The following is a 25,078-nucleotide window of genomic DNA, read 5'->3' on the forward strand; positions in this document are numbered from 1 at the left end:
GTAGCATCATTAAGCGTAACACCATCCAGAGTCTGGTGATGTCAGCTACAGAAGAAATTATTCAACTGAGTTAGAACCATGCACTTCCCAGACAGTCAGGGTGCCCTTGCCGAGCGAGGCACTGGCACTTGAGTTAGCCTCTGGAGTAACAACTTCATCATTCCAGGTCAGCTTGGCGTAGGCATCAATTGTATGAGAGCCCGAACCTATATCATAGGCAAGGAAGTTAAAGGAGTGAGCCGCAGTGGTATCCAGTATCAGGCCTATCTCCTCATCGGTGAGGTTACACTCATCGAAGCCGATGATCCCATTGGGTACACCAGTGTCATCTTCTACTTCATCGACACAATCGAGCACACCACCGAGGCTGGCAAATAGTGTCTGTTCACGCCTGTCAAATACTACCTCTCCGGGCTCAACCATTTCGCCGTCCACGTACACCTTCATCTCTATTGTAGCGTTAGCGGTCGCCGAAGATTTACTACCGCCCTTGCTCCTTACCACTGTCTCGGTAAAAAGGGTGGTTTCAAACGACAGACCTATGACCAAATCTTTGGGGGTGCCAGAATTTTTTAGTTCTGTAGACAGCACTTTGGTATAACCATCGGTCGCAGCTAATTCGGCCCTGTTAGCTACGGCACCGAACACGGCCGTACCGTCACTGGTAAATGAAGACGCTGAATTATCCGCATATATGCTTGATGTCATTAACATTCCAACAATTAAGGCGAGTGAGCTAATTTTAGAACAGTTCATGTTAACTCCTAATTATTCATGAGTTTTTGCTGTTGATATATTAAATAATGAGTACTGGTAAATATTACTGGTGCTTGTTCACACGGCCTCCGCTCGGAATTTATATTAAATTCAAGCTGGTAAACGAGTGCTTTATGTCCAGTCACTAAAGTTTAGATGAGTTTGTTGGTGGGGTTAGTACAATTAAGTATTTTAAAATATCGTGTTATTACGATACCTTCTATAAGGTTTTAATACAGTTGATTATTATTGTATTACTTACAACCTTATTAAAAACAGTTGGTTATGGTTGACTGTTGTAATTCCTAGGTGTAATGGATGGGCTAAATGTTTATAATCAAAGTGTATTTATATAAATGATTTCAGGTGGTAGCTAGATTGATAACCTATTATTTAATAACTTTTAATTCGGCTGTTGGGTGTGTATATCATTAATATATGAGCTGAATGATTAAATGTTATTTTTTAGACTTGTTGTTTTTCTTGGTTTTAATTGTTGCGTGACGTAGGTACATGGGGGCTGGGGCTGAATTTAATAAATAAGGTTGTTGGAGGATTATACATTTATGAAAATGTTTATGAGTTGTTTCTAATTCGCGGAAATGGTTTATTTTAAGGCGTATCTGGATTGATCTCATTTGTGCCGATTCTAGGTTTAACTTCAGGTTCTGGCTTGAAATCGAAGAGCACCTGAATGAGCCTTGTCTTTCAGGTGCATTAATTTAGGGGGCTTCTCTGGTGGCTAATGAAGATATATCGCTCCAGGAGCCTGACTGAAGAGCTCATACTCGGTGGGCTTACTGTGGATTTAGTTCATTGATGAGTATCTACCGTCTTTCAGCTGCAACCTTTTGCTTTATGCTTCCTTTAACGGGGCGGGCAAGAAATGTTCGGGTGAGCAGGGAAAATGAAAAACGCTCATTGCTGTTCCAGGGCAGTAGTGAAACGAAGCGCGCCATGGCGCAGTAGCCAAAGAGTACCTGAGCCCAGGTGCCTATCGCCGGGATCCAATATATCCACCCAAGACCCTCGACTTGTGCCAATAACAGCAGCGACAGATACCAGAATCTAACCTGTATGGGAAATGCGGTAACACTTCGCTTAATGATGACAAAGTGGAGCAGATGAACTACGGTAAGGCCTATGGCAAGCACATAACCTATGGGGTCAGCGACGACCCCGTAGGTAAGCAGTGCTGCGGTTACCAGCCAATATCTCCAGCCGGTATCATTTAACTCAATCATGAACATCTGTAACATCTCCGTTTTATTCTCTATTAAATGAGATTTTTCTTATGGACGATGATGTTACATTAGTTTTATCTTTTAAATGGTGTGTTATGTCACTAAAGCAAGATTGTATACTTCTAAAAAGCTATAACCTGTTTATCAGCTTCTGGTTATACAGCTATTTGGCGGTGAGCTATTCGGTGAGAGGTGGTGATGACGATTATGGTGCCGGGAAGTAGATTGGAATAGGCCATCAAATTCCAGACACAAAAAAGCCTGCACGAGGCAGGCTTTTTCGTTTGAAACTATGGTGGCCCCTCCCAGACTCGAACTGGGGACCTGACGATTATGAGTCGTATGCTCTAACCAACTGAGCTAAGGGGCCTACTTAAGGAAGTCGTCACTACCGAAAGCGAACAGAAGTATACGAGGTTTAAATGCAGTTGTCACCCGTGATCTTATAAGAAATCACAACTTTGAATTCAACTGCTTATCTGTTAATCAATAAGCCTTAGCTTTAGCCGAATTTCAATCAAAAAAGAACCTGCCAGTTAGGCAGGTTTTATTATCAGTTGATCCAGCTTGCTAAGAGTTACTCGTCCAGGAAGGACTTCAATATCTCTGAGCGTGAAGGGTGGCGTAATTTACGCAGTGCCTTCGCTTCGATCTGACGAATACGCTCACGGGTAACGTCGAACTGCTTACCAACCTCTTCAAGAGTGTGGTCAGTGTTCATATCGATACCGAAACGCATACGCAGTACTTTTGCTTCACGGGCTGTTAGGCCAGCAAGTACTTCGTGAGTCGCGTTCTTTAAGCTTTCGCCTGTCGCCGAATCCAATGGTAGCTCGAGGGTTGTATCCTCGATGAAATCACCTAAGTGCGAATCTTCATCATCACCAATCGGCGTCTCCATGGAGATAGGCTCTTTGGCAATCTTCAATACCTTACGGATCTTATCTTCAGGCATCAGCATACGCTCAGCCAGCTCTTCAGGTGAAGGTTCGCGACCCATCTCCTGTAGCATTTGACGTGAGATACGGTTCAGCTTGTTGATAGTCTCAATCATATGTACCGGAATACGGATTGTTCTTGCCTGATCGGCAATTGAGCGAGTGATCGCCTGACGGATCCACCAAGTTGCATAGGTCGAGAATTTATAACCACGACGGTATTCAAACTTATCAACCGCTTTCATCAAGCCGATGTTACCTTCCTGAATAAGATCCAGGAACTGTAGACCACGGTTGGTGTATTTCTTAGCGATGGAGATAACCAGACGTAAGTTAGCTTCAACCATCTCTTTCTTCGCACGACGAGCCTTAGCTTCACCGATTGACATACGACGGTTAATATCTTTGATAGAAGCGATCGCAAGACCGGTTTCTTTTTCAATCGCATCAAGTTTTGCGCGACAACGGCGAACATCCGGATCAACCATCTCTAAACCTTCGACGTAAGGCTTCTTAGAGGCGAGTTCTTCGTTAAACCATTCGATGCTACTCTCGTTACTGGTATATACCTTAACGAAATTTTTCTTTGGCATCTTAGCTTGTTCAACACAAAGCTTCATGATGAGACGCTCTTGAACACGTACCTTGTCCATCATAGCGCGCATGTTTTTGACTAAGCGGTCGAACTGCTTAGGCATTAGGCGGAACTCTTTAAAGAGCTCGCCAATTTCGAATAGCGCTAAGGTAGACTCTGGATGGCCGCGTCCCTTAAGAGCGATGACCTTCAGCGTATTTTCATGTACTTCTCTTAGCTGAGTGAAGCGTTCTTTAGCTTCTTCAGGATCGGGACCTTTCGGGCCTTCCTCTTCTTCATCATCATCTTCTTCATCGTCTTCATCATCTAACTCTTCATCTGAGAGTTCAGAACCGACGTGAGTTGCCGTGGGGGCTACATCATCGGCATTAGGATCGACAAAACCTGAGATGATATCTGACAATCTTACTTCTTCAGCTTCATAACGGTCGAACTGCTCAAGGATCATAGAGATCGCTTGTGGATACTCGGCAACCGAGGCTTGAACCGTGTTGATCCCCTCTTCGATACGCTTGGCGATAACAATTTCGCCTTCACGGGTAAGAAGTTCAACGGTACCCATTTCACGCATATACATACGAACCGGGTCAGTTGTACGGCCTAATTCGGCTTCTACCGTGGCAAGTGCAGCGGCAGCTTCTTCGGCAGCATCTTCATCGGTGCTGTCTTCAGACATCATGATTTCATCAGCATCCGGCGCCTGTTCGTAGACGCGAATACCCATGTCATTAATCATCTGGACAATATCTTCGATCTGGTCGGCATCGACCATATCTGCAGGCAAGTGATCGTTCACTTCTGCATAGGTTAAGTAACCTTGCTCTTTACCTTTGGCTAGCAACAATTTAAGTTGCGACTGAGGAGTGTGCTCCATAGATATCATCCAAGTTGGGTAACTGTTAAAACGACGCGCAAAACATTGCCGCGCAAATCGTCAATTATAGCCTTGTGCGCTTCCTTGTGCCAGTCAAAGAGCTTACTATTGAGACAGAAACTGCCTTAATTTTAGCCTTTTATGACTGAGATTAGCTTAGTGAGCTGAATCCTTTCTTCTTTAGTATGGTTCTGTTTTAGACTCAACTCCTGATAACGTTGTTCAATATATTGATTGTTCAACCAAATCAGGGTCTTTCTAAACTCTTGCTGCAAGTTTTCATCCGCCACTTGATGATCCCATTGGGTCAGTTTTTTCAGGGTGCTGAGCTGTTTGTCGCCCCTGAACTGTTCAAGTAGTTGTGCGCTGTGTTTCACTTTCACACGAGTTTCGTCTAACAAGAGGATCAGCAGTTCAATGCCGGCCATCTTTAGGTGTTTAAGCGCTGGTTGCTCTGGCAGTCCTTCACCAAGACTAGGATGTTGTACCAGCAATGCGATGGCTAATCGCAATGGGGTTCCACGTCCTTTTAACGCTTTCTTTTGAAGAGGCTTTACTTGTTCTTTTGAAGAAAAACCAAGTTTCCGCTTTAGCTCTTCAGCACTGTTCATACCCAATTTATAGGCTAAGCTTTCGAGCAATAAACTTTGTAGAACAGTATCTTGTATCTTCTCTGTCAGAGTAATGGCTTGCTTGGCCAACGTCCCTTTATCTGAGCCATATCGCTTGGCTAAGGTTTCAAAAAGAAACTCGGGTAGTTCCTGCGCATCATTAACCTGACTTTCGAATACTTCTTTGCCTACCTGACGAACCATAGTATCCGGGTCTTCACCTTCAGGTAGGAACATAAATTTGACTTGATTACCTGGCTTAAGCAAGGGTAATGCCGTTTCAAGAGCACGCCACGCCGCTTCGACGCCCGCTTTATCTCCGTCATAACAACAGATCACTTCTTTAGCACTGCGTAGTAGTAGCTGAAATTGCTCTGCTGTGGTTGAGGTACCCAGCGAAGCAACCGCATAGTCGACGCCAAATTGTGCCAGTGCCACCACATCCATATAGCCTTCAACAATGAGTACTTGCTTGGGATCTCTATGGCGTTGTTTTAGCTCATAGAGTCCATATAGCTCATTGCCCTTATGAAATATGGGCGTTTCCGGAGAATTCAAGTACTTTGGTGTGCCATCGCCTAAAACTCGGCCACCGAAACCGATAACCCGGCCTCTTCTGTCACGAATGGGGAACATAAGCCTGTCACGAAATCTATCGTAACGTTTGCCATTATCGTTCTCAATCACCATTCCGGCAGTAAGTAATTTGTCTTGTGCATCCTGATTTTGACGGTAACGGCTTAATAAACCATCCCATCCATCGGGAGCAAATCCAATATTGAAGTGTTCAACAACTTCATTGGATAGTCCGCGATGTGTTAGATATTCGAGGACCTTTTGTTTGTCATTATGTTGTCTTAACTGGTTCTGAAAATAGAGGCTTGCCTCTTCCATTAACTGATAGAGGTCGCGACTTAAACCTTCATCGCGTTTTGGACCAGTACCTTGCTCTCTTGGGACTTCAACGCCCAATTGGCCAGCGAGATCTTCAATCGCATCGATAAAATCGAGTCGGTCGTACTCCATGACAAAGTCGATGACATTTCCATGGGCACCACAGCCGAAGCAATGATAAAACTGCTTATCTCGACTAACGGTAAAAGAGGGCGATTTTTCGCTGTGAAACGGACAACAGGCAGAATGATTCTTACCCGCCTTTTTCAGGGGTACTTTTGCGTCGATAAGATCGACAATATCGATTCGAGCTACTAGCTCATTGATAAAATCACGAGGTATCGCCATTAGTTTGGTAAATGCCGCCTTTCGCGAAGATAAAACAGAAACAATATAAACAAACAAGCCGTGCAAGAGCACGGCTTATTCACGCATCAAATTCTAATTACTTAAGTTTAGCTCTGATCATAGCGCCAATTGCCGCCATATCAGCTCTTCCTAAGACCTTAGGTTTTAACGCTCCCATTACTTTACCCATATCCGCCATGGAGGATGCGCCCATTTCAACAATGCTTGCATCAACTAGCTCGACAATTTCCTCTTCGGAAAGAGGTTTAGGCAGGAAGTGTTCAATAACTTGAATCTCCGCTGCTTCAATTGCTGCTAGTTCATCACGTCCGGCTGCACTATATTGTGCAATCGAATCGCGACGCTGTTTAACCATTTTGGTTAAGACCGCTATAGCTTGGTCGTCAGTCAGAGTTTCGCGGGTATCCACTTCAATCTGCTTAACGGCGGCTAGTGCCATACGAATAGTCCCCAAGCGCACCTTTTCTTTGGCACGCATGGCTTCTTTCATTTGGTCTTTTAGCTGATCAACTAGGCTCATAAGAGATTAGTATAAACGTACGCGACGCGCATTTTCGCGAGAAAGCTTCTTAGCAAGACGCTTAATTGCAGCGGCTTTAGCACGTTTACGTGCAGTAGTTGGCTTCTCGTAGAATTCACGAGCGCGAACATCAGCTAAGATACCGGCTTTTTCACAAGAGCGCTTAAAACGACGTAGAGCTACGTCAAATGGTTCGTTATCGCGTACTTTAATTATTGGCATACGCCATCACCCCTTAGGTGTAGTTGTTGGAGTCAATCACTTGACTCTAGTTTATTTAAAAATGGTGCGGAATTCTATACCGAGTTAGACCACTTTGTAAAGCCAATATTTTGATCCAAATTAAGATCTTTCCGGCCTGCTTTTGATCTTATTTAAGCCTAGTCGAAGTTTCAAGGGGAATAAACCCTGATTTTATCGGCATTTGGTGGGTGTAACTTGGGTATGAACGCTGGTGAAATTATTGAGCCTAGCTCACTATAATATTGGTTTTTAACTAATTAAGCTGTCATTTTGGCTTTTTATCCTAAAAATGTGGCGGGATTATATTGGTATAAGCCTGTAACAGCAGGTAGAATTAGCGCCCTATTTTGACTGCGTGACGGGATATGATGCGGGTTTTAGGTATTGAAACATCTTGCGATGAAACTGGAGTTGCTGTCTATGATGACGAGCAGGGCTTGTTGTCTCATACATTATATAGTCAGGTAAAGCTTCATGCCGATTACGGCGGAGTGGTCCCTGAACTGGCTTCCAGAGATCATGTAAGAAAGATAGTTCCATTGGTTAAGCAAGCGCTGGCCGATGCAAATTGTACCTTAGATGATATCGATGGTGTTGCTTATACCAAGGGGCCTGGATTGGTTGGTGCTCTACTCGTCGGGGCTTGCATGGGAAGAGCATTAGCTTACTCCTGGGGGAAACCAGCTGTCGGGGTGCATCATATGGAAGGGCACTTGTTAGCCCCAATGCTTGAAGATGATGTGCCTGAGTTTCCTTTCTTAGCGCTGCTTGTTTCCGGTGGTCACTCGATGCTGGTTGGTGTAGAGGGAATAGGTCAATATGAAGTGCTTGGTGAGTCTGTCGATGACGCTGCCGGCGAAGCATTCGACAAAACTGCAAAATTGATGGGACTCGATTATCCGGGCGGGCCGCGTTTGTCAAAGCTCGCAGCAAAGGGAGAGACAGGCCATTATCGTTTCCCTCGTCCCATGACCGACAGACCCGGACTCGATTTCAGTTTCTCGGGGCTTAAGACATTTGCGGCTAACACCATTGCCAAAGAACCCGATGATGAGCAGACGCGCGCTAACATTGCCCGTGCCTTTGAAGAGGCTGTCGTAGATACTCTCTCGATTAAGTGTCGTCGCGCTCTGAAACAGACGGGTTATAAGCGTTTGGTCGTTGCCGGAGGTGTGAGCGCCAATACCCGTTTACGTACGACCTTAGCCGAGACCATGCAAGCTCAGGGCGGCCAAGTCTACTATCCTCGCGGTGAGTTCTGTACCGATAACGGTGCCATGATTGCTTATGCAGGTTTACAAAGACTTAAGGCTGGTCATATAGAAGACTTAGGCGTAAAAGGTGAACCTCGTTGGCCACTGGATACGCTTCCGGCGGTATAATCCTACGGGCTACGGGCTACGGGCTACGGGCTACGGACTAAAACTACGATCTATAAGCTACGAGTTCATTGCTTGTAGCTTTCTTGTTTTATCTTTAGCTCGTGACTCGCCACTTTCTTGGCTTTATCTTTAGCTCGCAGCTCACTAACCTTTCTTCTTCCGCGACACCTTAGACTCTTCGCCTTTGAGCAACCTGTGTATGTTATCCCTGTGACGAATAACGATTAAGGTCGATAGCATGGCGACAGGAATGGTAAATCTCTCGTCTAAAAACCAGGTATAGATGGGGGCGAGCATTGCCGTTGTGATAGCTGCAAGGGACGAGTAACGGCTGATGAGTACCATGACTATCCAAGTTACCATCAAGGCCAGCGCAAGTTCATGGCCGATGGGGGCCATGGCACCGAATGCGGTTGCGACTCCTTTTCCGCCCTTAAACTTAAAGAAGATGGGGAAAATATGGCCTAAACAGGCAGCGATAGCGATAGCGCCGAGTGCGACCTGATCTATGCCTAACCTAAATGCGATGTAAGCGGGTAATGCCCCTTTGAGCATATCAAAAAAGAGCACCATGGCGGCTGAGCTTGCGCCACCTATTCGTAGAACATTCGTGGCGCCAGGATTGCCGGAGCCCGCTGTTCTTGGGTCGGGTAAGCCACGCAATCGACACACAAGCACAGCGCTGGAGATCGAACCGGCCAAATAGGCGGCTAAAATCATTCCCAGAGTGAGTGTTGTTATGGTCAAATTGGTTTCCTTACCCTTCTTAAGGTATCATCGCGCCACAATTATTTTTACCCGATATTTACCGTTTATTACTCGTGAGTAATTCAGGGGATATCCGGGCAGCAAAATCTCTCTATAACAGCTTATCCTACTTGGGTTTAAGCCTGTTAGAAAGAGAGAACGAACAATATCACTGATTAGATTCGGATTATAACCTCTTTATTCGATTTAGCTTATCTGACCTCAGTGATAAATGACCAATAATCTATGACTTCAATGAAATAAAAAATCAGAAACCGTCATAGACAGAATTCACATTCGGAGAAGTCATGGACAGGGTTTTAATACGACAGTTAAAGATAGAAACTGTTATCGGAGTTTATGAGTGGGAAAAAAAGATCCATCAAAGCTTACTTATCGATCTCGATATGGCTTGGGATAATAAACCCGCTGCGGCGAGTGATGATTACCAGCATGCACTCTGCTATGAAACGGTTTCGAACCGACTCACAGCTTTAATCACCGAAAAGCCGATTGAGTTGATTGAAACTGTAGCCGAAATGACCGCTAACTGTTTGATGACCGAGTTTAGTGTACCTTGGGTAAAAGTGACGGTAATGAAGCCTGGGGCTGTACCTAGCGCCGCTGCGGTGGGTGTCGAAATTGAGCGGGGTCAATATTAAATGTCCGCGCGAGTCTTTATCAGTTTAGGAAGTAATATTGAACCTCAGCGTTACCTTAAGGCTGCCTTAAGTGAGCTTAGCTATCATTTTGGGGCGCTCACACTCTCATCAGTTTATGACAGTGAAGCCGTCGGTTTCGATGGCAGTAACTTCTTGAATATGGTTGTCGCGGTCGATACCTGTTTGAGTATTTCTGAGGTCGTTACTCTGTTTAAACGAATAGAGCGGGATAATGGTCGTCTGGTTGGGGCCAAGAAGTTTGCACCCAGGACATTAGATCTCGATCTGCTTCTTTATGATGATGTTGTGACTCAGGAACCTGTCGAGCTTCCAAGAGCCGAAATCACCAAGAATGCATTTGTGCTCTGGCCCATGGCTGAGGTTGCCCCGGATCTGTTACATCCCCTGTTAGCGCGAAGCTATCAAGCTTTGTGGGATGAATATGATAAAACGGAGCAAAAACTTTGGCCGGTTCCGTTTGCCTGGGCACCGTCTTAAGCATCTATTTTCTACTTCACCTCTGGTTTTCACTTTCAGAGGCTGTGTTATTTTCAGAATCGATTTTACGTTTCAGATAGTATTTTTAAAGGATAACTATGGATACCTTTCAGGTCATCATCTTGGCCCTTATTCAGGGCTTGACCGAGTTTTTACCCATTTCCAGCTCTGCACACCTCATTTTACCGTCGCAACTTCTGGGCTGGGAAGATCAAGGTTTGTCATTCGATGTAGCGGTAAATACAGGCTCCCTGCTTGCCGTTGTGATGTATTTCAGGCATGAGCTGTGGTCTATGTTCAAAGCCTGGACTGACAGTATTATCACACGAAAGCAGACCGATGAGAGCAAACTTTCCTGGTGGATCATTTTAGCGACAATACCGGCCGTTATTGTCGGGTTTACCGCGAAAGACTTCATTGAAACTTACTTAAGAAATACCGCTGTCATAGCGACAACGACAATAGTGTTCGGCTTGCTTCTCTGGTGGGCGGATAGGATGTTCAGGCCGGGGTTTACTGAATTTCAGGTCGGTTGGAAAAAGGCATTGGTGATAGGTGTCGCCCAAGCTATGGCGCTAATTCCGGGAACATCTCGTTCGGGGGCTACTATTACCGCCGCATTAATGCTGGGGCTCAGTCGTGAAGCTGCCGCCCGATTTTCATTTTTGATGTCTGTCCCGGTCAGTTTAGGTGCGGCTATATTGGTGACTAAAGATCTGATATCCAGTGGTCAGACGATAGATTATCAGGCGCTGTCTCTGGGTATTATCGTGTCATTCGTGGCGGCCTATACTTGTATTCATCTGTTTTTGAAACTTATCAGCCGCATGGGGATGACGCCTTTCGTCATCTATCGTTTGGCATTAGGCGCAATCCTGTGTGCATTTATGTTTGCCTAAGCTGACTATTTTACGAAGAGCCCAGTGCTTAGTGCTCATCGTCATTGAAAGAGAAATTATGAAAAGTATCTATTTATGCCCTGTGTGTGACCAACCTCTGTTAATTCACGAGGCATCTCAGGGATTGCATTGCTGTAAGAAACACCATTTTGATAAAAGTGAAAATGGATATTGGATTTTTAGTCAGGCCAAGAAACCGCAGATCGACTCCAGACAGATAATGCGTGCCAAGCGGTTCCTGCTCGAGTCGGGAATATTTCAGCCGATTGTAGACAAGGTTGAGGCGATGATCACCGCATCAGACCTGACCGAAGGAGAGGTTAGTTACCTCGACTACGATTGTGGTGAAGGTTATTACCTGCGTGAGATTAAAGCTAAGCTTGCTCAGAGTGTCGAAGGCAAAAGTATTGCCAATAGACTGAATACCTATGGGATCACAGAAGCTGAGAATGCACTTTTCTCTGCCGCTAAGATTCAGTCTGAGGCGAAAGCCGAACTCAATGGCGATGACGATATAGTTGACTGCGATACAGAGTCGGATACGACCTTTATCGTCAGTACCTTGAAGAAGCTGCCTCTTGCCAGTGAGAGTTTAGATCTCGTGACTCTGATTGATAAGCAGCTCAAAGGTAAAGAGTTGATTAGGGTATTAAAACCTGGCGGCCTCTTGATTCAGGTCTCTCCGGCTCCTCGTCATTTATGGCAGATAAAAGAATATATCTATCCTGATATGAAGGAGAAAGCGCTTAATACCCCACAATCGAGTGAACTGGAACTGCTGCAAACCGAGCGAGCCAGCTTTAAATTGGCTATCGATGGCAACCAGGCTCTAGCGCTATTGGAGATGACGCCTTATGCGTGGCGAGCCAATGATAAGGTGCGCAAGCAGATAGCGGATAACAGATTCGAGGCCTTAGAGATCGACTTTGTTGTCACCCTGTCGAAGAAGAAATAATGACAGTGGGCGTTTTCTCCTAGGCTTTAGCGAGCGCTCAGGTTAATCTTTAAGCTTGGGCAATGCTAAAGACTAGACAGATAAATTATTTAAACAGAACAGGAAGTAGAAATACCGATGATGCGAGTAATGATGTGGTTCATCTTAAGCTTAATTCCTGCCGTGACCCTGGCTAATGTGTATCCACTGCCAGAGAAGGGAAGCCGTCTTATCGGTGAAGTCCAGGAACATGTGGTAGCGCAGGGCGACTATTTTCAAACCATAGCGAAAGAATACAATATAGGTATTCTTGAGTTGATGGAGACGAACCCGGGTGTCGATCCGTTTCTTCCTACTGTGGGCTCAAAGCTTGTCATCCCAACTCAGATGTTGCTTCCCGATGTTCCCAGAAAAGGGATAGTGATTAACCTGCCAGAACTTCGCCTCTATTATTTTCCGACAAATGGTAAAGAGGTGCATGTTTTCCCTGTGGGGATTGGGCGTGTCGGTCGTGAAACCCCGGAGATGGTGACTAAGATTAAGTCGAGGATCCCTAACCCTAGCTGGACGCCACCGGCAAGTATACGTCGTGACCATCTCGCAGAGCGTGGCGAGGTGCTACCGCGCGTCGTGCCTGCCGGACCCGACAATCCATTAGGTAAATATGCTATGCAGCTTTCTCATGGAGACGGCAGTTACCTCATTCATGGTACCAATAAAGATTTTGGTGTCGGCATGCGTGTGAGCTCCGGTTGTGTCCGTTTGAACCCTGACGATATCGAATGGTTGTTCCATCAGGCTAAATACGGTGATTCGGTGAGAGTGATCAATGAAACCGTTAAGATCTCCTCTGAGCCTGATGGCAGTCAGATCATCGAGGTGCATTCCGCTCTGTCTAAATCTGAGTCAGATGTCGAGCGGGAGAAGGTCGTTTCAATGAAGGCCGGAGTAGTAAAATTTATCAGCCAGGAAGGGATTGATAGCTTTAAGGCTAATGATGCGCTATTGACTCAAAACGGGTTGCCGGTGAATATCCGCACAATGGATGATTCAGACAGTATCACACTATCCTCGGGCATTGAGTCTGCGGCAAGTTCTGAATCTGTAACAAATGAGAGTGAGCCCTCAGCCAGCTTATAGTCTTCGGCCAGCCTATAGCCTTTTACCGATAGGTGTTAGCAAAGCTTACGTGAAGAGAGCGTCCCTGGTGGGCGCTTTTTTTATTGGGGTGAATTTGGCCGAATACGTGAGAACGTCGATCAGTAAGCGATAAGTTTTAAGTGCTAAGAGATGCTTGATAGTTCTTGATTAGGTTTGAGGTGCAGTGTTGGAAGTTAGAATTAAGGGAGTGATTAAAGGGGGGAGGAGATATCGGCAACACTAATGCATTGCCGATACAGACAAATTACTTCTTGTAAGAAGAGGCAACGTTGTCAAGACGATCATTTGCGCGCTTAGCTTCTGCTTGTGCGTCCATAGCAGCTGCTTTTGCATCTTTAACGTCTGCAGAAAGAGCACCTTGCTCTGACTTCAGAGAGCTAACTTCAGATGATAGTTGGTCAACTTTGTTGCCAAGGTTAGCTACGCTTTCTTCAAGAGCAGTAGTGTTTGCACAGCCACCTAGAAGGGCAGTCATTGCTACACCAGCAATCATGAGTACTTTTTTGTTCATTGGGAAATCCCTTTATATTAGGTTGGATTGAAATGGAGCAGGCGTAAAACACGACTGCAACTTGTTAATTATGTCATAGCTATTTTATTTTGCTATGAATTTTCACCCTTAGGCCTGAATACATTAACGAATATCGGCTTAAATGCAAGTTGAACGAACGTTTTTTAAACATTAGTCCGAAGTTTTATGCAAATAAGCCCGAGATTGTATTCAGGGTGAGTCTGTTTGATTAAGGTTTTGTTTTATTTCTGCGACAGCTTCAATACGTTTTAATTGCAACTGAGCTTTAATCTCTGCCCCTTTAAAGCCTGCTTCTATGATGGGTTTTACCGCAACCTTGTTCGCAGCCATAAAACATTGCTTGAAGTAATCGGCTTGGGGGTAGCTCCACTCTTCCTGCCCCAGTCGCCCCTTGGCATCGGCTTCACAGGCGAGCGCTATCTGTTCGAGTCGTTCGGGTTTGCGCCACAAGTCGGCCTTATCGAATATCTTAACTAAGGTGTCGGGTCTTAGCTCTTCTATCTGGTGAATGTTCTGATGGAGATCGCTGACGAGCAGGGCCAGATCTCTATAGTCATTTGGTACCCTGACCCGGGCACACAGCACCTTGATAAGGGCTAACCCCTTTTGGCCATGACCGTGATGCTTAGGCAGGTGCTCCTTCGGGCTTAAGGCTTTACCCAGATCGTGAACCAGAGCGGCAAATCGCACCGAATTATCATCACAAAGTTTAGCGGCCTGCTCTAACACCATAAGAGTATGTATGCCGGTGTCTATCTCTGGGTGCCATTTTACCGGTTGAGGGACACCGAACAGAGCGTGGATCTCCGGAAAGAGTATGGCCAGCGCATCGCACTGATTGAGAACATGGATAAACACCTGGGGACTGTCGGTTGCCAAGGCCTTATCTAATTCCAGAAAAACCCGTTCGGCAGTCAGAGCCTCGAGTTCACCGCTGTGGCTGATTTGAGTCATCATCGCAAGAGTTTCGTCTGCAATGGTGAACCCTTGCCGGTGAAAACGTGCGGCAAAGCGCGCCACTCTGAGCACTCTTAAGGGATCTTCGACGAATGCATCGGAGACATGCCTCAATACTCTGTTGTTAATATCATCGACGCCGCCATAGGGATCATATAACTGCCCCTCCTCATCTTGAGCGATGGCGTTAATGGTGAGATCGCGCCTGAGAAGGTCCTCCTCCAGAGTGACATCCGGGCTGGCATGGCAGCTAAAGCCTCCATAACCTACACCGGTTTTTCGCTCCGTGCGGGCCAGAGCATACTCTTGCCCTGTCTCAGGGTGCAGGAATACGGGGAAGTCTTTACCGACCTGGCGATATCCCATCTCGAGCATCTGCTGCGGGGTTGCACCGACGACCATATGATCGCGATCTTTGACAGTAAGGTTAAGCAGGTTATCGCGAACGGCGCCGCCGACGAGGTAGAATTTCACTTTTAATTCGCTTTTGTTGCACTGGTGAGACTAATTCCAGATTATCACGCATTGTCTATCGAGCCGCAACAAAACCCGATTGAGCCGCCCTCATTTGTAAAATATGCGTCCATTCGCCTCATTTTTCCCCGCATTTTTTGACATGGTGGGCCGTTAGCTTTAGTTTTAACTGTTTTTTAATCTCTAGACCGGTATAAGGATAGATAGCTGCATGTACAAGGCGTTTTTTGGATTAAGCGATAACCCTTTTTCTATCGCACCCAACCCCCATTATCTCTTCCTCAGTGACAGGCACCGTGAGGCGTTGGCACACCTGACTTACGGGCTGGGAGAAACCGGCGGCTTTGTACTCTTGACCGGCGAAGTGGGGACAGGAAAAACCACAGTTTCTCGTTGTCTGCTGAACCAATTGCCGGAGAACACCGACACGGCGTTTATTCTTAACCCCTCTCTCACCGAGCTCGAGCTTCTGGCCACCCTCTGTGATGAACTCTCCATCGAATATGAGAAGGATCCCAGCCTGAAACAGCTTACGGATCTGTTGAGTCATTTCCTGTTGGCCAACCACGAGAAAGGACGCAATACCGTTCTGATCATCGATGAAGCGCAGCATCTGCGCGCCGAAGTGCTTGAGCAGCTACGTCTGCTGACAAATTTAGAAACCGACACGAAAAAATTACTTCAGGTTATCCTCATCGGTCAGCCTGAATTGCAACAGCTATTAAGGCGACAGGAGCTACGTCAACTGGCACAGAGGATCACTGCCCGTTATCACCTTCTTCCTCTGACGCTTGAAGAGGTTGGCCTGTATGTACAGCACAGGCTGCAAGTCGCTGGCCGTCATGAGCCTCTGTTTAACAGCCGCTCTATTAAGGCATTGCATAAATATAGTGGTGGCATTCCGAGACTGATTAACCTTCTGTGTGAGCGTGCATTGATGGCAGGCTATGCCCAGTCTAAAGTGCCTATCGATCATAAAATGGTGAGCTCTGCATCGGCCGAAGTATTGGGCGAAGATATTAAGGAGACTAACTACCTGCTTCCCTTGGGTGTGGCTACCGCTATTGGCTTAACTTGTGTGCTGGGTTACTTGATATTTAATCAAGTGAGTTTTACTCCAGAGACAAGAGTCGAGAATCAGCAAGCTTCTCAAGTGGCCCAACAGCTGGAGGCTGGTCAGAAAACAAGTCCGGCTAAGCTGAGTTCGAGTCAGCGGGTGCTTAATAGTGCGATAGACAGCAGCCGCAGTATAGACTCCGCCTATGCCAGCATCCTTGGCCTGTGGGGCAAGGTGCCCTATATCGGACTGACAGCCTGTCAGTCGGCTGAGCAGCAGGGCCTGTCATGCTTTCAGCAGCAGGGAAACTGGAATTCATTGATACGGTTAAATTTCCCAGCGGTTGTCTACCTTGTCGATGCAGAGCAGCGAGCCTTTTACGGAACGGTTGTATCCCGACAGGGAGATCAACTGTTATTGCAGCTCAATGAACAACAGCTTTGGGTCGAGCGAGATTGGTTTACCCGCCACTTCAGTGGCACCTTTGAGATCCTTTGGCAGGCACCTTCAGATCAACCCAGAGAGATTGGCCAGGGAGCAAACCCGGCTCAAATTCAATGGTTAGAGAATAGCTTGGCCCATATCGATAACACGGTTCCCAGATTGGTCAATCGCTTCGATAGTCAGTTAGAGGAGCAGCTTAAACGCTTTCAACGTGAACATGGCTTAAGAGCCGATGCGATTGCCGGAAGTCAAACCTTAGTGCAGCTAAATCTTTATCTGAGCGCTCAAGGCCCTAGGCTGGTAGAAGGTTCGCTGGAAAGTAAGGGACAATACTGATGTCCATATTACTCGAGGCCGTCACGCGGGCTAAACAACAGGAGCTGGAGTCCGATCTCGACCCTGTATTAACGCCCAGAGCTCAGTACGATAATTTTTCTAAACCCAAAAACAACACACTGATGTTGTCGCTCATCGTGATTATATTGAGCCTGTTGGTCGTCATTGTCTGGCTGGCAACGAGTCACTTCTCGTCGGGCAATACTCCCTCTGTTCAAGTTTCGAGCGAAGCCCGAACTCCAGAAGGTCACTCCTCTGTACCGTTAAGCACCGATGGTCAACTTAAGGGATCTGCTGAGGTAGAAAAAAATAGATCAGCCTCTGGTGATAATGACGTTAAATTAGCCGGAAAAGTTGCCCTGCCTTTAGCTATGGCGCTTCCGACCAAGTCTGTCGTTGTTGAGAGTCGTTACCCTAAGGCTGTACCTGTGCAACAAAGAAGAGTACAGCATGAAAAGGTTAGCGCTGTCGAGGTGGCTCAACTGAATCCTGAGAGTGAACCTTCATCTGTGGCTGAAGAGCCGATAATATTAGGTGCGAATAGCAACCACAGAGGACAAGAGGTGCTCGATGCGCTTAAGTATCAGGTGGATGAGGCTGCTTCTGAACTAGGAATGAATAAGGCTCCCGTTCAGTCAGATACTCCTGAGCAGAAGGAGCAGTACCAGAGTAAGAATAACTTATTAGCGGCATTTGAAGCGGCGCTTAAAGAGGTTGAAGTAGAAAAGTCTGTCGCCAGCCCGGTGACAGAGCCTAAACTCGACCCTATTCCTACCCCAAAAGCGGATGATTTACCTAAATATGGCCAGTTACCGGCGGGGTTACAACTACAAGTGCCGGAATTTAATATTAACGCTCATGTGTATTCGAGTGCTCCCGACAATCGTTGGCTTAATGTCGATGGTGCCGAGCTACAGCAAGGCGATATGATTGGAGGCAAGTTAGAGATTATTGAGATACGTCCGAGAGATGTGGTGTTGGCGATTGAGGGAACTCAGTTTAAGGTGCCAGCGATCTAGAAGTGATTACGAGGTTTGATATCTTAGTTTTAAGTTATCGCACCTCGTACCTCACACCTAATAACTTGTACACCTATCCATAAAATTTATACGACAGCAGCAGGGTCAAGCCGTAACCTAAGCTGTAACACAGCAATAGTGCAGGAACGTACTTAAGGTAGCTGACAAAAGTCAGCTCCTTTACCTTACTCATGGCGATAATCCCCGCCGCCGAACCTATCACCAGCAGAGAACCACCAACGCCAACCGAATAGGTCAACCCCAACCACTCAGGTGTATTGAGTATTGGCTCTGCCTTTAATAGTGCTGCGGTCAGAGGCACGTTATCGAGCAGCGCCGAGCCAATACCGGTAACAAAGTTTGAAATGTTAGGGTCGAACTGGGCATAGACCTGAGTCAGTAGGTCTAAGGTTCCAATCTCTTTCAGCATGCCGACCAACAGGAGTATTCCCAGGAAGAAGAGCAGGGTGTCGTATTCCACCTGACGTATGTATTCGAGGATCTGTAACTCCTCTTTATTGCTTCGGGAGCTGTGGCCGACGAGGAACATCACAGAGAGGCCCGTCAAAAATGTCAGCACCGGGGGAATACTAAAGAGTACGTTTAATGCCATGGTCGCAACAATGGTTGAGAAAAAGATTACCGCTATCACCACATCGACCCTCTGATACTCCCGCTTTATCGGTGTCGTACTGACATGGCCTTCGGCTTTCAATGAAAATAGCACGGCAAGTAACATTACACTGACGGCAGCCGGGACAAATAACAGCAGAAGCTCAGACATCTGAACATGTCCGCCGAGGAAGATCATCAAGGTGGTGACGTCACCGGTAATTAACGCCACTCCGCCGGAGTTAACCGCAAAAATAATCAGCACCGCCATACGTCGACGTATCTGACTATCGAGTTTGAATGTGGTTAGCAGACCCAGTGATACCAGTGTGGCGGTGACGTTGTCACAAATGGCTGATAAAACCAGAGAGAAGAGTGCCACCTGCAGCATCAGTATTCTTACCGATACTTTCTGGGGGAATAGCTTCTGCACTAAAATCTGAATCATGCCTTTAGCATTGAGATAGGCAACGAACGTCATTGTCGACATAAGAAACAACCAAAGAGTGGCGATTTCCAATAAGTTTTCGTTAAGTTCTGCTTCAACTATTTTTTCGTGAGCGGGATCTCCGGCGCTCATAAACAGGACAATCCAGGAGATACAACCAAAAAACAGTGTGGTCTTGGCTTTATTCAGATGGGTGACTTCTTCGAATATGATACTTAACAGGGCTAAAACGGCGAGAGATATCAGGAATAGGTAGAGCATAGATCATTTCCTACAGCAGATTAATCGTTTACCCTAAAAGGTAAACAATGACTAAAATCAAGGTTTGATTAAGCTTGGTGTGTTAACGCTGCGGATTAGGCCATAGAGAAGAACATAAAACAAGCGTTAACTGGATCTTGTTTTAAAGAAAAGTGTGAGTCGAATCGTTGCGGTTGTTCGCTAATGGTTTTTATTACGGATTACCAGCTAAGTGTCATGCCTGATGGAGTATTGAATACAGGGGGAGTGATAGTGCAAGGGGACTGGGTGGAATAAAAAGGGACGAGAATTGCGTCCCTTTAATTAATCAACTTTTGTCAGGATACTGACAACCATTAATTACTTTTCAGTTGCTTAGCCATTTTAGCAAACACGCGGTCGGCTGCTGCTAATGTTTCTTCAAGCTCTTTCTCACCGTGTGTTATCGATAGGAGGAAGCCTGCTTCTGCCGGCACGGTTCAGGCTGCAATTAACGACAAGTAACAGGCAATAAAAAAGGACGCGAGATGCGTCCTTTTTCGATTTCAGCTAGCTAGATGTTAGCCTGATATCAATGCTTACTTAGCCATCTTAGCAAACACGCGGTCGGCTGCTGCTAATGTTTCTTCAAGTTCTTTTTCACCATGGGCCATAGACAGGAAGCCTGCTTCATAGGCGCTAGGAGCAAGGTATACACCTTCATCTAACATGCCGTGATAGAACTCAGGGAACTTGTCTGCATCACATTTAGTGACTTGCTCAAACGACGTGACTTTTTCCTCTTCGGTGAAGAAGAGTCCGAACATACCGCCAACGTAGTTGATTGACATCGGGATGCCGTGCTTATTAGCCGCAGCTTTAAAGCCTTCTGCGATCCGCTTAGTCTTTGCCGCTAACTCTTCGTAAACGCCTTCTTCACACAGGGCGTCCATCTGGGCAAGACCTGCCGACATGGCGATTGGGTTACCAGATAGCGTACCAGCCTGGTATACAGGACCTGTTGGTGCGATAAACTGCATCACATCTTTACGACCACCAAATGCGCCCACTGGCATACCGCCACCGATGACCTTACCAAGTGTAGTCAAGTCAGGAGTCACGCCGTAGTGACCTTGAGCGCCGCTCTTAGATACGCGGAAGCCTGTCATCACTTCATCGATAATCATCAATGCGCCGTACTGATCACAGATAGCACGAAGGCCTTGTAAGAAACCTTCTACCGGTGGAATACAGTTCATGTTGCCGGCAACCGGCTCAAGAATGATACAAGAGATCTCTTCAGGGTACTGCTCGAACAGCGCCTTAACAGACTCTAGGTCGTTATAAGTTGCAGTTAGCGTGTGCTTAGCAAAATCTTCCGGAATACCTGGAGAGCTTGGCTGACCTAAAGTTAGTGCACCAGAACCGGCTTTAACCAGTAGGCAGTCAGCGTGGCCGTGGTAGCAGCCTTCAAATTTCAGGATCTTGTCACGGCTAGTGAAACCACGTGCCAGACGAATCGCACTCATGGTCGCTTCAGTACCTGAGCTCACCATACGAACCTGTTCCATCGAAGGAACCATCTCGATGACTTTCTCTGCCATGGTGACTTCAAGTTCAGTCGGTGCACCAAATGAAAGGCCGTTTTCAACAGCAGCCAATACAGCTTCACGAATTTTAGGGTGGTTATGACCTAAGATCATAGGGCCCCAAGAGCCAACATAATCGATATAGGCTTTACCATCGGCATCATAGATATATGCGCCATCGGCTTTTTCGATGAAACGTGGTGAGCCACCAACGCCGTTGAATGCACGTACCGGAGAGTTAACCCCGCCTGGGATGGTTTTCTTAGCCTGTTCAAATAGTTCGTCAGAACGAGTCATTATCAATCCTTAAAGTCAGTCGCCAAATTAAAAGTCGGCTTTTCGTGAATACCAATTAACCGGACACTCATATTTTTCGAGTTGCGCATCAACGCCGAGTGTCAGGGCAAACAGTGCCATGCGGATCAGGAGTCCGTTATCTGCCTGTCTAAAGATGGCCAAATTAGGATGACTATTAAGGTCATTGTCCAGTTCGTTGGCCTGCTTGCGCGAGTCTCTAGGTAGCGGATGCATGATCACAGTGTTTGACTTGCAATGCTTTGTGTAAATATTGCGATTAAGACGAAACTTACCGCGATACTTGTTCGCTTCTTCTTGTGAAGGAAAACGCTCTTCTTGAATGCGAGTCAGGTAGAGTATATCAGCCTGATCTAAATTGCCTTCAAGTTGGTCTGTTATTGTGATCTTATGCCCAGCATTTTCAATGTCACTGATCACATAGTCAGGCATTGCTAACTCTTTCGGTGAAACCAGTGTAAAACTTACGTTTTTATACATACATAGCAGACGAGAGAGCGAGTGAACCGTACGGCCGAATTTCAGGTCTCCCACCATGGCGATATGCATTCCACTGATATCCTGGCCGCGTGTGGCGAGCTCTTTTTGAATGGTAAACAGATCGAGCAGAGCTTGGGTCGGATGCTCGTTAGAGCCGTCCCCCCCATTGATAACCGGGACCCGGCTGCCTTCAGAGAACTCTCTGACCGAGAACGCTTCAGGGTGACGCATGGCGATTACATCCGAGTAACTCGATAGCACTCTCGCCGTGTCATAGAGGGATTCCCCCTTAGACAGTGATGAAGAGGCCATACCAACGGTTTCGTTAACCTTTCCACCGAGCAAGTTAAAGGCGCAGCCGAAACTGATACGCGTTCGTGTGCTGGGCTCGAAAAAAAGGTTACCTAAAATCGCGCCTTCGAGGACAGTTGTACGTTTCTGTCTTAAAGCATAGGGGGCCATGCGGGCGGCAACATTGAATATCTGTTGGACGGCATCCAGGTTAAGCTGGTTTACCGAGAGGATATGTGATCCTTGAAACTGAGTCATCAGCCTTTATTTCCAATTTCTGGGGGGCGAAATGGCAAGTTGGAACCTGTCATCGTGCCCTAAAGTTATGTAGGGTGGCTGAGGCGACACTATACCAGAATGGCCGTTACAGTGGAATAAGTGGCTGAGTTATTTCTGCTCACTTTTTGAGTGTTTCAGTGAAAATCATCCTCATGTGAAACTCTTAAGTTAAACTGTATCTGAAGTCTCTACGTTAAACTCCGGCTTTTAGTTCTGGTTTTAGTTCTGACGCTATGCAATGGTCAGTGGCGCTGATAAGTAAGAGTTTGGACCATCATTTGCACTAATGTTTTCAGCCGTTATGGGGTCAACTCTGGTGTTAAATGCAGGGTGACAAGCTTGGGGTGAAGTTAGGACAGTAAGCCAAGGTGACAAGCCAGGCTGATAAATCTGGACGGCAAGTAAAGGAGTGTCTTGTGCAATTTTTCTATATCTTAATACCGTTGGCTCTGGTGCTGATTATCTACCTGGAGCGGAAATACGTTAAAGAGCATGATGAGAAGTACTCTGGATTGAGTTTTGTGACTATGTCGCTCTTTGTTTCCGGGATCACCTGGTTCGCATCATTCGTCGCCTTGGTATTGCTGGCACAAACGTTTGTCGATCCCCCCAATAGCATCGTAGGCCATCTGGCGTTTGCGGCTTTCTTTGTTCTATGTGTCATCATTGCGGTACAAAACCGAACATACCGCCTCTATTTTGACGAGGCCCAAATAATACGCACTCGTATCATAGGGGCACCTATGATATCGACACTCGCCGATCTGAAACGGGTCGAGCTAAAGTCATATTCAGACTCAAGCTCCGAGACCTACATTCTGACCTTCACTGCGGGTAAGCCGGTTAAGATCCCGATAGGCATGATGGAGGGCGAGCAACTAGCTAAATTGAAGACACTGCTTGGGCGGTACATCAGGTAGTCGTGTTTATTTTTTGTTTCGTAGCTGATCGTCTCTTTACTATTTATTTCACTTTTACAATTTGAGTTACTTACCTCTAAGTGACTCATGAGGCCATGGGATGGCGTTTTCTCTGGTATGAGACCTGAGAAATTCGGTTTAATTATATCTATTCTGAAAAAGCCCAACCTTTAGCGGCTTCCCCCCTTGAAGTGCCCGCCATGACTCATGTATAACCTGTACTTCAGATTTTCTTATCGCAATTAAAAAGTAGAACTAATCAATGACGGTAATGTATCCAGATCTCACCGAAAACACGCGCTCAGAAACCGATCTATTGGGGAGTAAACCTATCCCCGGTGACGCTTATTATGGGATCCATACTTTAAGGGCGATGGAGAACTTCGAGATCAGCAATGAAAAGATTGGTGATTGTGTCGAGTTTGTCCGTGGCATGGTAAAGACTAAAAAGGCGGCCGCGATGGCCAATGGGCATCTGGGTACTATTTCTCAAGATATTGCCGCTGCCATTGTCAGAGCCTGCGACACCCTGCTGGCCAGTGACCGTTTTTACGATCAATTTCCCATCGATGCTTTTCAGGGCGGCGCCGGGACATCGGTGAATATGAACACCAACGAAGTGATCGCCAACATTGCATTGGAGCAGATGGGGCATGTGAAGGGAGATTATCAACATATTAACCCTAACGATCATGTGAACAAGAGTCAGAGTACTAACGATGCCTACCCTACAGGCTTTCGTGTTGCCCTGTTTGAACGGACTAATACTGTGTTATCAGCGCTCACTCTGCTCATTGAGGCTTTTCTGGCTAAGTCTGAAGAGTTCAGTGATGTACTTAAGATGGGCCGTACTCAGTTGCAGGATGCTGTCCCTATGACTCTGGGGCAGGAGTTTCGTGCATTTGGTATCACGTTGCGAGAAGAGATTAAGAGCATCAAACGTTGTCAGGAGTTGCTGCTGGAGATTAACTTAGGCGCTACGGCTATTGGCACCGGCTTGAATACACCCGCCGGATATTCTGAGTTGGCTATCGAAAAACTGGCCGAGATCACGGGCCATCCATTTACTCCTGCTGAAGACTTAGTCGAAGCGACATCAGATTGTGGCGCTTATGTGATGCTGTCCAGCTCGTTGAAGCGATTCGCGGTCAAGTTATCTAAGATCTGTAATGATCTTCGCCTCTTATCCTCCGGGCCACGCACCGGCTTAAATGAGATTAACTTGCCAGAGATGCAGGCCGGTTCATCTATCATGCCAGCTAAGGTGAATCCGGTTATCCCTGAGGTGGTGAATCAAGTGGCCTTCAAGGTATGCGGTAACGATCTCACCGTCACCATGGCGGCTGAGGCGGGACAACTGCAGTTGAACGTGATGGAGCCCGTTATCGGTCAATCTCTGTTTGAGTCCTTGTCACTGCTGGAAAATGCCTGTGTGACGTTAAAAGGTAAGTGTATCGAAGGGATCACCGCTAACCGTCAGGTGTGTCAGGATTTCGTGCTTAACTCCATCGGGATTATCACCTATCTGAATCCATTTATTGGTCATCATGAGGGAGATATCATAGGTAAGATCTGCGCCGAAACAGGCAAGAGTGTGCGTGAGGTCGTATTAGAGCGCGGCTTGTTATCACCGGAGCAGCTCGATGAGATCTTCTCCATAGAAAATCTGATGAACCCTAAGTATAAGGCGCAGCGCTTTGCACAGGTTACATCCGGGTGATCAAGCGTCGTCGCTGATAGGTTAGACAACAGATGAAGTCGCGGGTGATTTCCCGCGAC

23 protein-coding genes and 1 tRNA gene are annotated in these 25,078 nt (G+C 46.5%); 11 read left to right on the forward strand and 13 right to left on the reverse strand.

Annotated elements, in window-relative coordinates; genetic code table 11:
* Window positions 1-57: 57 nt before the first annotated feature.
* Both SSED_RS05500 and SSED_RS05505 read right to left on the reverse strand, forming a co-directional pair.
* On the reverse strand, window positions 58-708 hold the full coding sequence (locus SSED_RS05500) for a hypothetical protein (protein ID WP_150104312.1): 651 nt from the start codon (window positions 706-708) through the stop codon (window positions 58-60).
* Window positions 709-1,583: 875 nt separating this feature from the next.
* Window positions 1,584-2,006 (reverse strand): hypothetical protein, encoded by a 423-nt coding sequence (locus tag SSED_RS05505; protein WP_012141418.1) that lies wholly within the window; start codon window positions 2,004-2,006, stop codon window positions 1,584-1,586.
* An 89-nt stretch (window positions 2,007-2,095) separates the two neighbouring features.
* Here SSED_RS05505 and SSED_RS25060 point away from each other — a divergent pair, with 89 nt between their 5' ends.
* Window positions 2,096-2,224, forward strand: a complete 129-nt coding sequence (locus SSED_RS25060) for a hypothetical protein (protein ID WP_263053383.1) — start codon at window positions 2,096-2,098, stop codon at window positions 2,222-2,224.
* 69 nt (window positions 2,225-2,293) lie between these two features.
* Here the strand turns inward: SSED_RS25060 and SSED_RS05510 are convergent.
* The 5 genes from SSED_RS05510 to rpsU form a co-directional block, all read right to left on the reverse strand.
* A tRNA-Ile gene (locus tag SSED_RS05510) sits at window positions 2,294-2,370 on the reverse strand.
* Between the two features lie 207 nt (window positions 2,371-2,577).
* Window positions 2,578-4,407, reverse strand: coding sequence for an RNA polymerase sigma factor RpoD (gene rpoD, locus SSED_RS05515; protein ID WP_190273193.1), 1,830 nt, complete (start codon window positions 4,405-4,407; stop codon window positions 2,578-2,580).
* 131 nt (window positions 4,408-4,538) lie between these two features.
* Window positions 4,539-6,260: a DNA primase gene (gene dnaG / locus SSED_RS05520; protein WP_012141420.1), complete on the reverse strand. Its 1,722-nt coding sequence runs from the start codon at window positions 6,258-6,260 to the stop codon at window positions 4,539-4,541.
* A gap of 97 nt (window positions 6,261-6,357) precedes the next feature.
* On the reverse strand, window positions 6,358-6,801 hold the full coding sequence (locus tag SSED_RS05525) for a GatB/YqeY domain-containing protein (protein WP_012141421.1): 444 nt from the start codon (window positions 6,799-6,801) through the stop codon (window positions 6,358-6,360).
* A gap of 6 nt (window positions 6,802-6,807) precedes the next feature.
* Window positions 6,808-7,023: a 30S ribosomal protein S21 gene (rpsU, locus tag SSED_RS05530; RefSeq protein WP_012141422.1), complete on the reverse strand. Its 216-nt coding sequence runs from the start codon at window positions 7,021-7,023 to the stop codon at window positions 6,808-6,810.
* 389 nt (window positions 7,024-7,412) lie between these two features.
* On the opposite strand from rpsU, the gene tsaD reads away from it, so the two are divergent.
* Window positions 7,413-8,426 (forward strand): tRNA (adenosine(37)-N6)-threonylcarbamoyltransferase complex transferase subunit TsaD, encoded by a 1,014-nt coding sequence (gene tsaD / locus SSED_RS05535; RefSeq protein WP_012141423.1) that lies wholly within the window; start codon window positions 7,413-7,415, stop codon window positions 8,424-8,426.
* Between the two features lie 144 nt (window positions 8,427-8,570).
* On the opposite strand, the gene plsY is transcribed toward tsaD, so the two are convergent.
* Window positions 8,571-9,173 (reverse strand): glycerol-3-phosphate 1-O-acyltransferase PlsY, encoded by a 603-nt coding sequence (gene plsY / locus SSED_RS05540; protein WP_012141424.1) that lies wholly within the window; start codon window positions 9,171-9,173, stop codon window positions 8,571-8,573.
* Between the two features lie 308 nt (window positions 9,174-9,481).
* Between plsY and folB the strand changes: the two genes are divergently transcribed.
* From folB to SSED_RS05565, 5 genes are all read left to right on the forward strand, one after another.
* Complete coding sequence (gene folB, locus SSED_RS05545; RefSeq protein WP_012141425.1) at window positions 9,482-9,835, forward strand: dihydroneopterin aldolase; 354 nt, start codon at window positions 9,482-9,484, stop codon at window positions 9,833-9,835.
* Window positions 9,836-10,333, forward strand: coding sequence for a 2-amino-4-hydroxy-6-hydroxymethyldihydropteridine diphosphokinase (gene folK, locus SSED_RS05550; RefSeq protein WP_012141426.1), 498 nt, complete (start codon window positions 9,836-9,838; stop codon window positions 10,331-10,333).
* Window positions 10,334-10,431: 98 nt separating this feature from the next.
* Window positions 10,432-11,232: an undecaprenyl-diphosphate phosphatase gene (locus SSED_RS05555; RefSeq protein WP_012141427.1), complete on the forward strand. Its 801-nt coding sequence runs from the start codon at window positions 10,432-10,434 to the stop codon at window positions 11,230-11,232.
* A 58-nt stretch (window positions 11,233-11,290) separates the two neighbouring features.
* The gene (locus SSED_RS05560; RefSeq protein WP_012141428.1) at window positions 11,291-12,187 is read left to right on the forward strand and encodes a putative RNA methyltransferase; all 897 of its coding nucleotides are present in this window, start codon (window positions 11,291-11,293) and stop codon (window positions 12,185-12,187) included.
* A gap of 117 nt (window positions 12,188-12,304) precedes the next feature.
* The gene (locus SSED_RS05565; protein WP_012141429.1) at window positions 12,305-13,306 is read left to right on the forward strand and encodes a L,D-transpeptidase family protein; all 1,002 of its coding nucleotides are present in this window, start codon (window positions 12,305-12,307) and stop codon (window positions 13,304-13,306) included.
* Window positions 13,307-13,571: 265 nt separating this feature from the next.
* Here the strand turns inward: SSED_RS05565 and SSED_RS05570 are convergent, their stop codons facing one another.
* Both SSED_RS05570 and SSED_RS05575 read right to left on the reverse strand, forming a co-directional pair.
* Window positions 13,572-13,838: an Lpp/OprI family alanine-zipper lipoprotein gene (locus SSED_RS05570; RefSeq protein ID WP_012141430.1), complete on the reverse strand. Its 267-nt coding sequence runs from the start codon at window positions 13,836-13,838 to the stop codon at window positions 13,572-13,574.
* Window positions 13,839-14,048: 210 nt separating this feature from the next.
* Window positions 14,049-15,290 carry a multifunctional CCA addition/repair protein gene (locus tag SSED_RS05575; protein WP_012141431.1) on the reverse strand — a complete coding sequence of 414 codons (1,242 nt, stop codon included), beginning with the start codon at window positions 15,288-15,290 and terminating at the stop codon, window positions 14,049-14,051.
* A gap of 211 nt (window positions 15,291-15,501) precedes the next feature.
* On the opposite strand from SSED_RS05575, the gene SSED_RS05580 reads away from it, so the two are divergent.
* Window positions 15,502-17,127, forward strand: a complete 1,626-nt coding sequence (locus SSED_RS05580) for an ExeA family protein (RefSeq protein WP_012141432.1) — start codon at window positions 15,502-15,504, stop codon at window positions 17,125-17,127.
* A complete protein-coding gene (locus tag SSED_RS05585) occupies window positions 17,127-18,146 on the forward strand; it encodes a general secretion pathway protein GspB (RefSeq protein ID WP_012141433.1) in 1,020 nt (339 codons plus the stop codon). The genes SSED_RS05580 and SSED_RS05585 overlap by 1 nt, the downstream gene beginning before the upstream one ends.
* Before the next feature lie 73 nt (window positions 18,147-18,219).
* On the opposite strand, the gene nhaD is transcribed toward SSED_RS05585, so the two are convergent.
* The 3 genes from nhaD to SSED_RS05600 all read right to left on the reverse strand — a co-directional run bounded on the left by nhaD (window position 18,220) and on the right by SSED_RS05600 (window position 22,358).
* Entirely contained in the window at window positions 18,220-19,467 is a 1,248-nt protein-coding gene (gene nhaD, locus SSED_RS05590; RefSeq protein ID WP_012141434.1) for a sodium:proton antiporter NhaD, read from the reverse strand.
* A gap of 557 nt (window positions 19,468-20,024) precedes the next feature.
* Window positions 20,025-21,311, reverse strand: a complete 1,287-nt coding sequence (gene hemL, locus SSED_RS05595; RefSeq protein WP_012141435.1) for a glutamate-1-semialdehyde 2,1-aminomutase — start codon at window positions 21,309-21,311, stop codon at window positions 20,025-20,027.
* 27 nt (window positions 21,312-21,338) lie between these two features.
* A complete protein-coding gene (locus SSED_RS05600; protein ID WP_012141436.1) occupies window positions 21,339-22,358 on the reverse strand; it encodes an aspartate carbamoyltransferase in 1,020 nt (339 codons plus the stop codon).
* A 437-nt stretch (window positions 22,359-22,795) separates the two neighbouring features.
* Here SSED_RS05600 and SSED_RS05605 point away from each other — a divergent pair, with 437 nt between their 5' ends.
* Together SSED_RS05605 and aspA are read left to right on the forward strand one after the other, a co-directional pair.
* A complete protein-coding gene (locus SSED_RS05605) occupies window positions 22,796-23,299 on the forward strand; it encodes a hypothetical protein (protein WP_012141437.1) in 504 nt (167 codons plus the stop codon).
* Between the two features lie 262 nt (window positions 23,300-23,561).
* Window positions 23,562-25,019 carry an aspartate ammonia-lyase gene (gene aspA / locus SSED_RS05610; RefSeq protein WP_012141438.1) on the forward strand — a complete coding sequence of 486 codons (1,458 nt, stop codon included), beginning with the start codon at window positions 23,562-23,564 and terminating at the stop codon, window positions 25,017-25,019.
* Window positions 25,020-25,078: the final 59 nt, after the last annotated feature.

This window comes from Shewanella sediminis HAW-EB3 (assembly GCF_000018025.1).
Taxonomy (GTDB): Bacteria; Pseudomonadota; Gammaproteobacteria; order Enterobacterales; family Shewanellaceae; genus Shewanella; species Shewanella sediminis.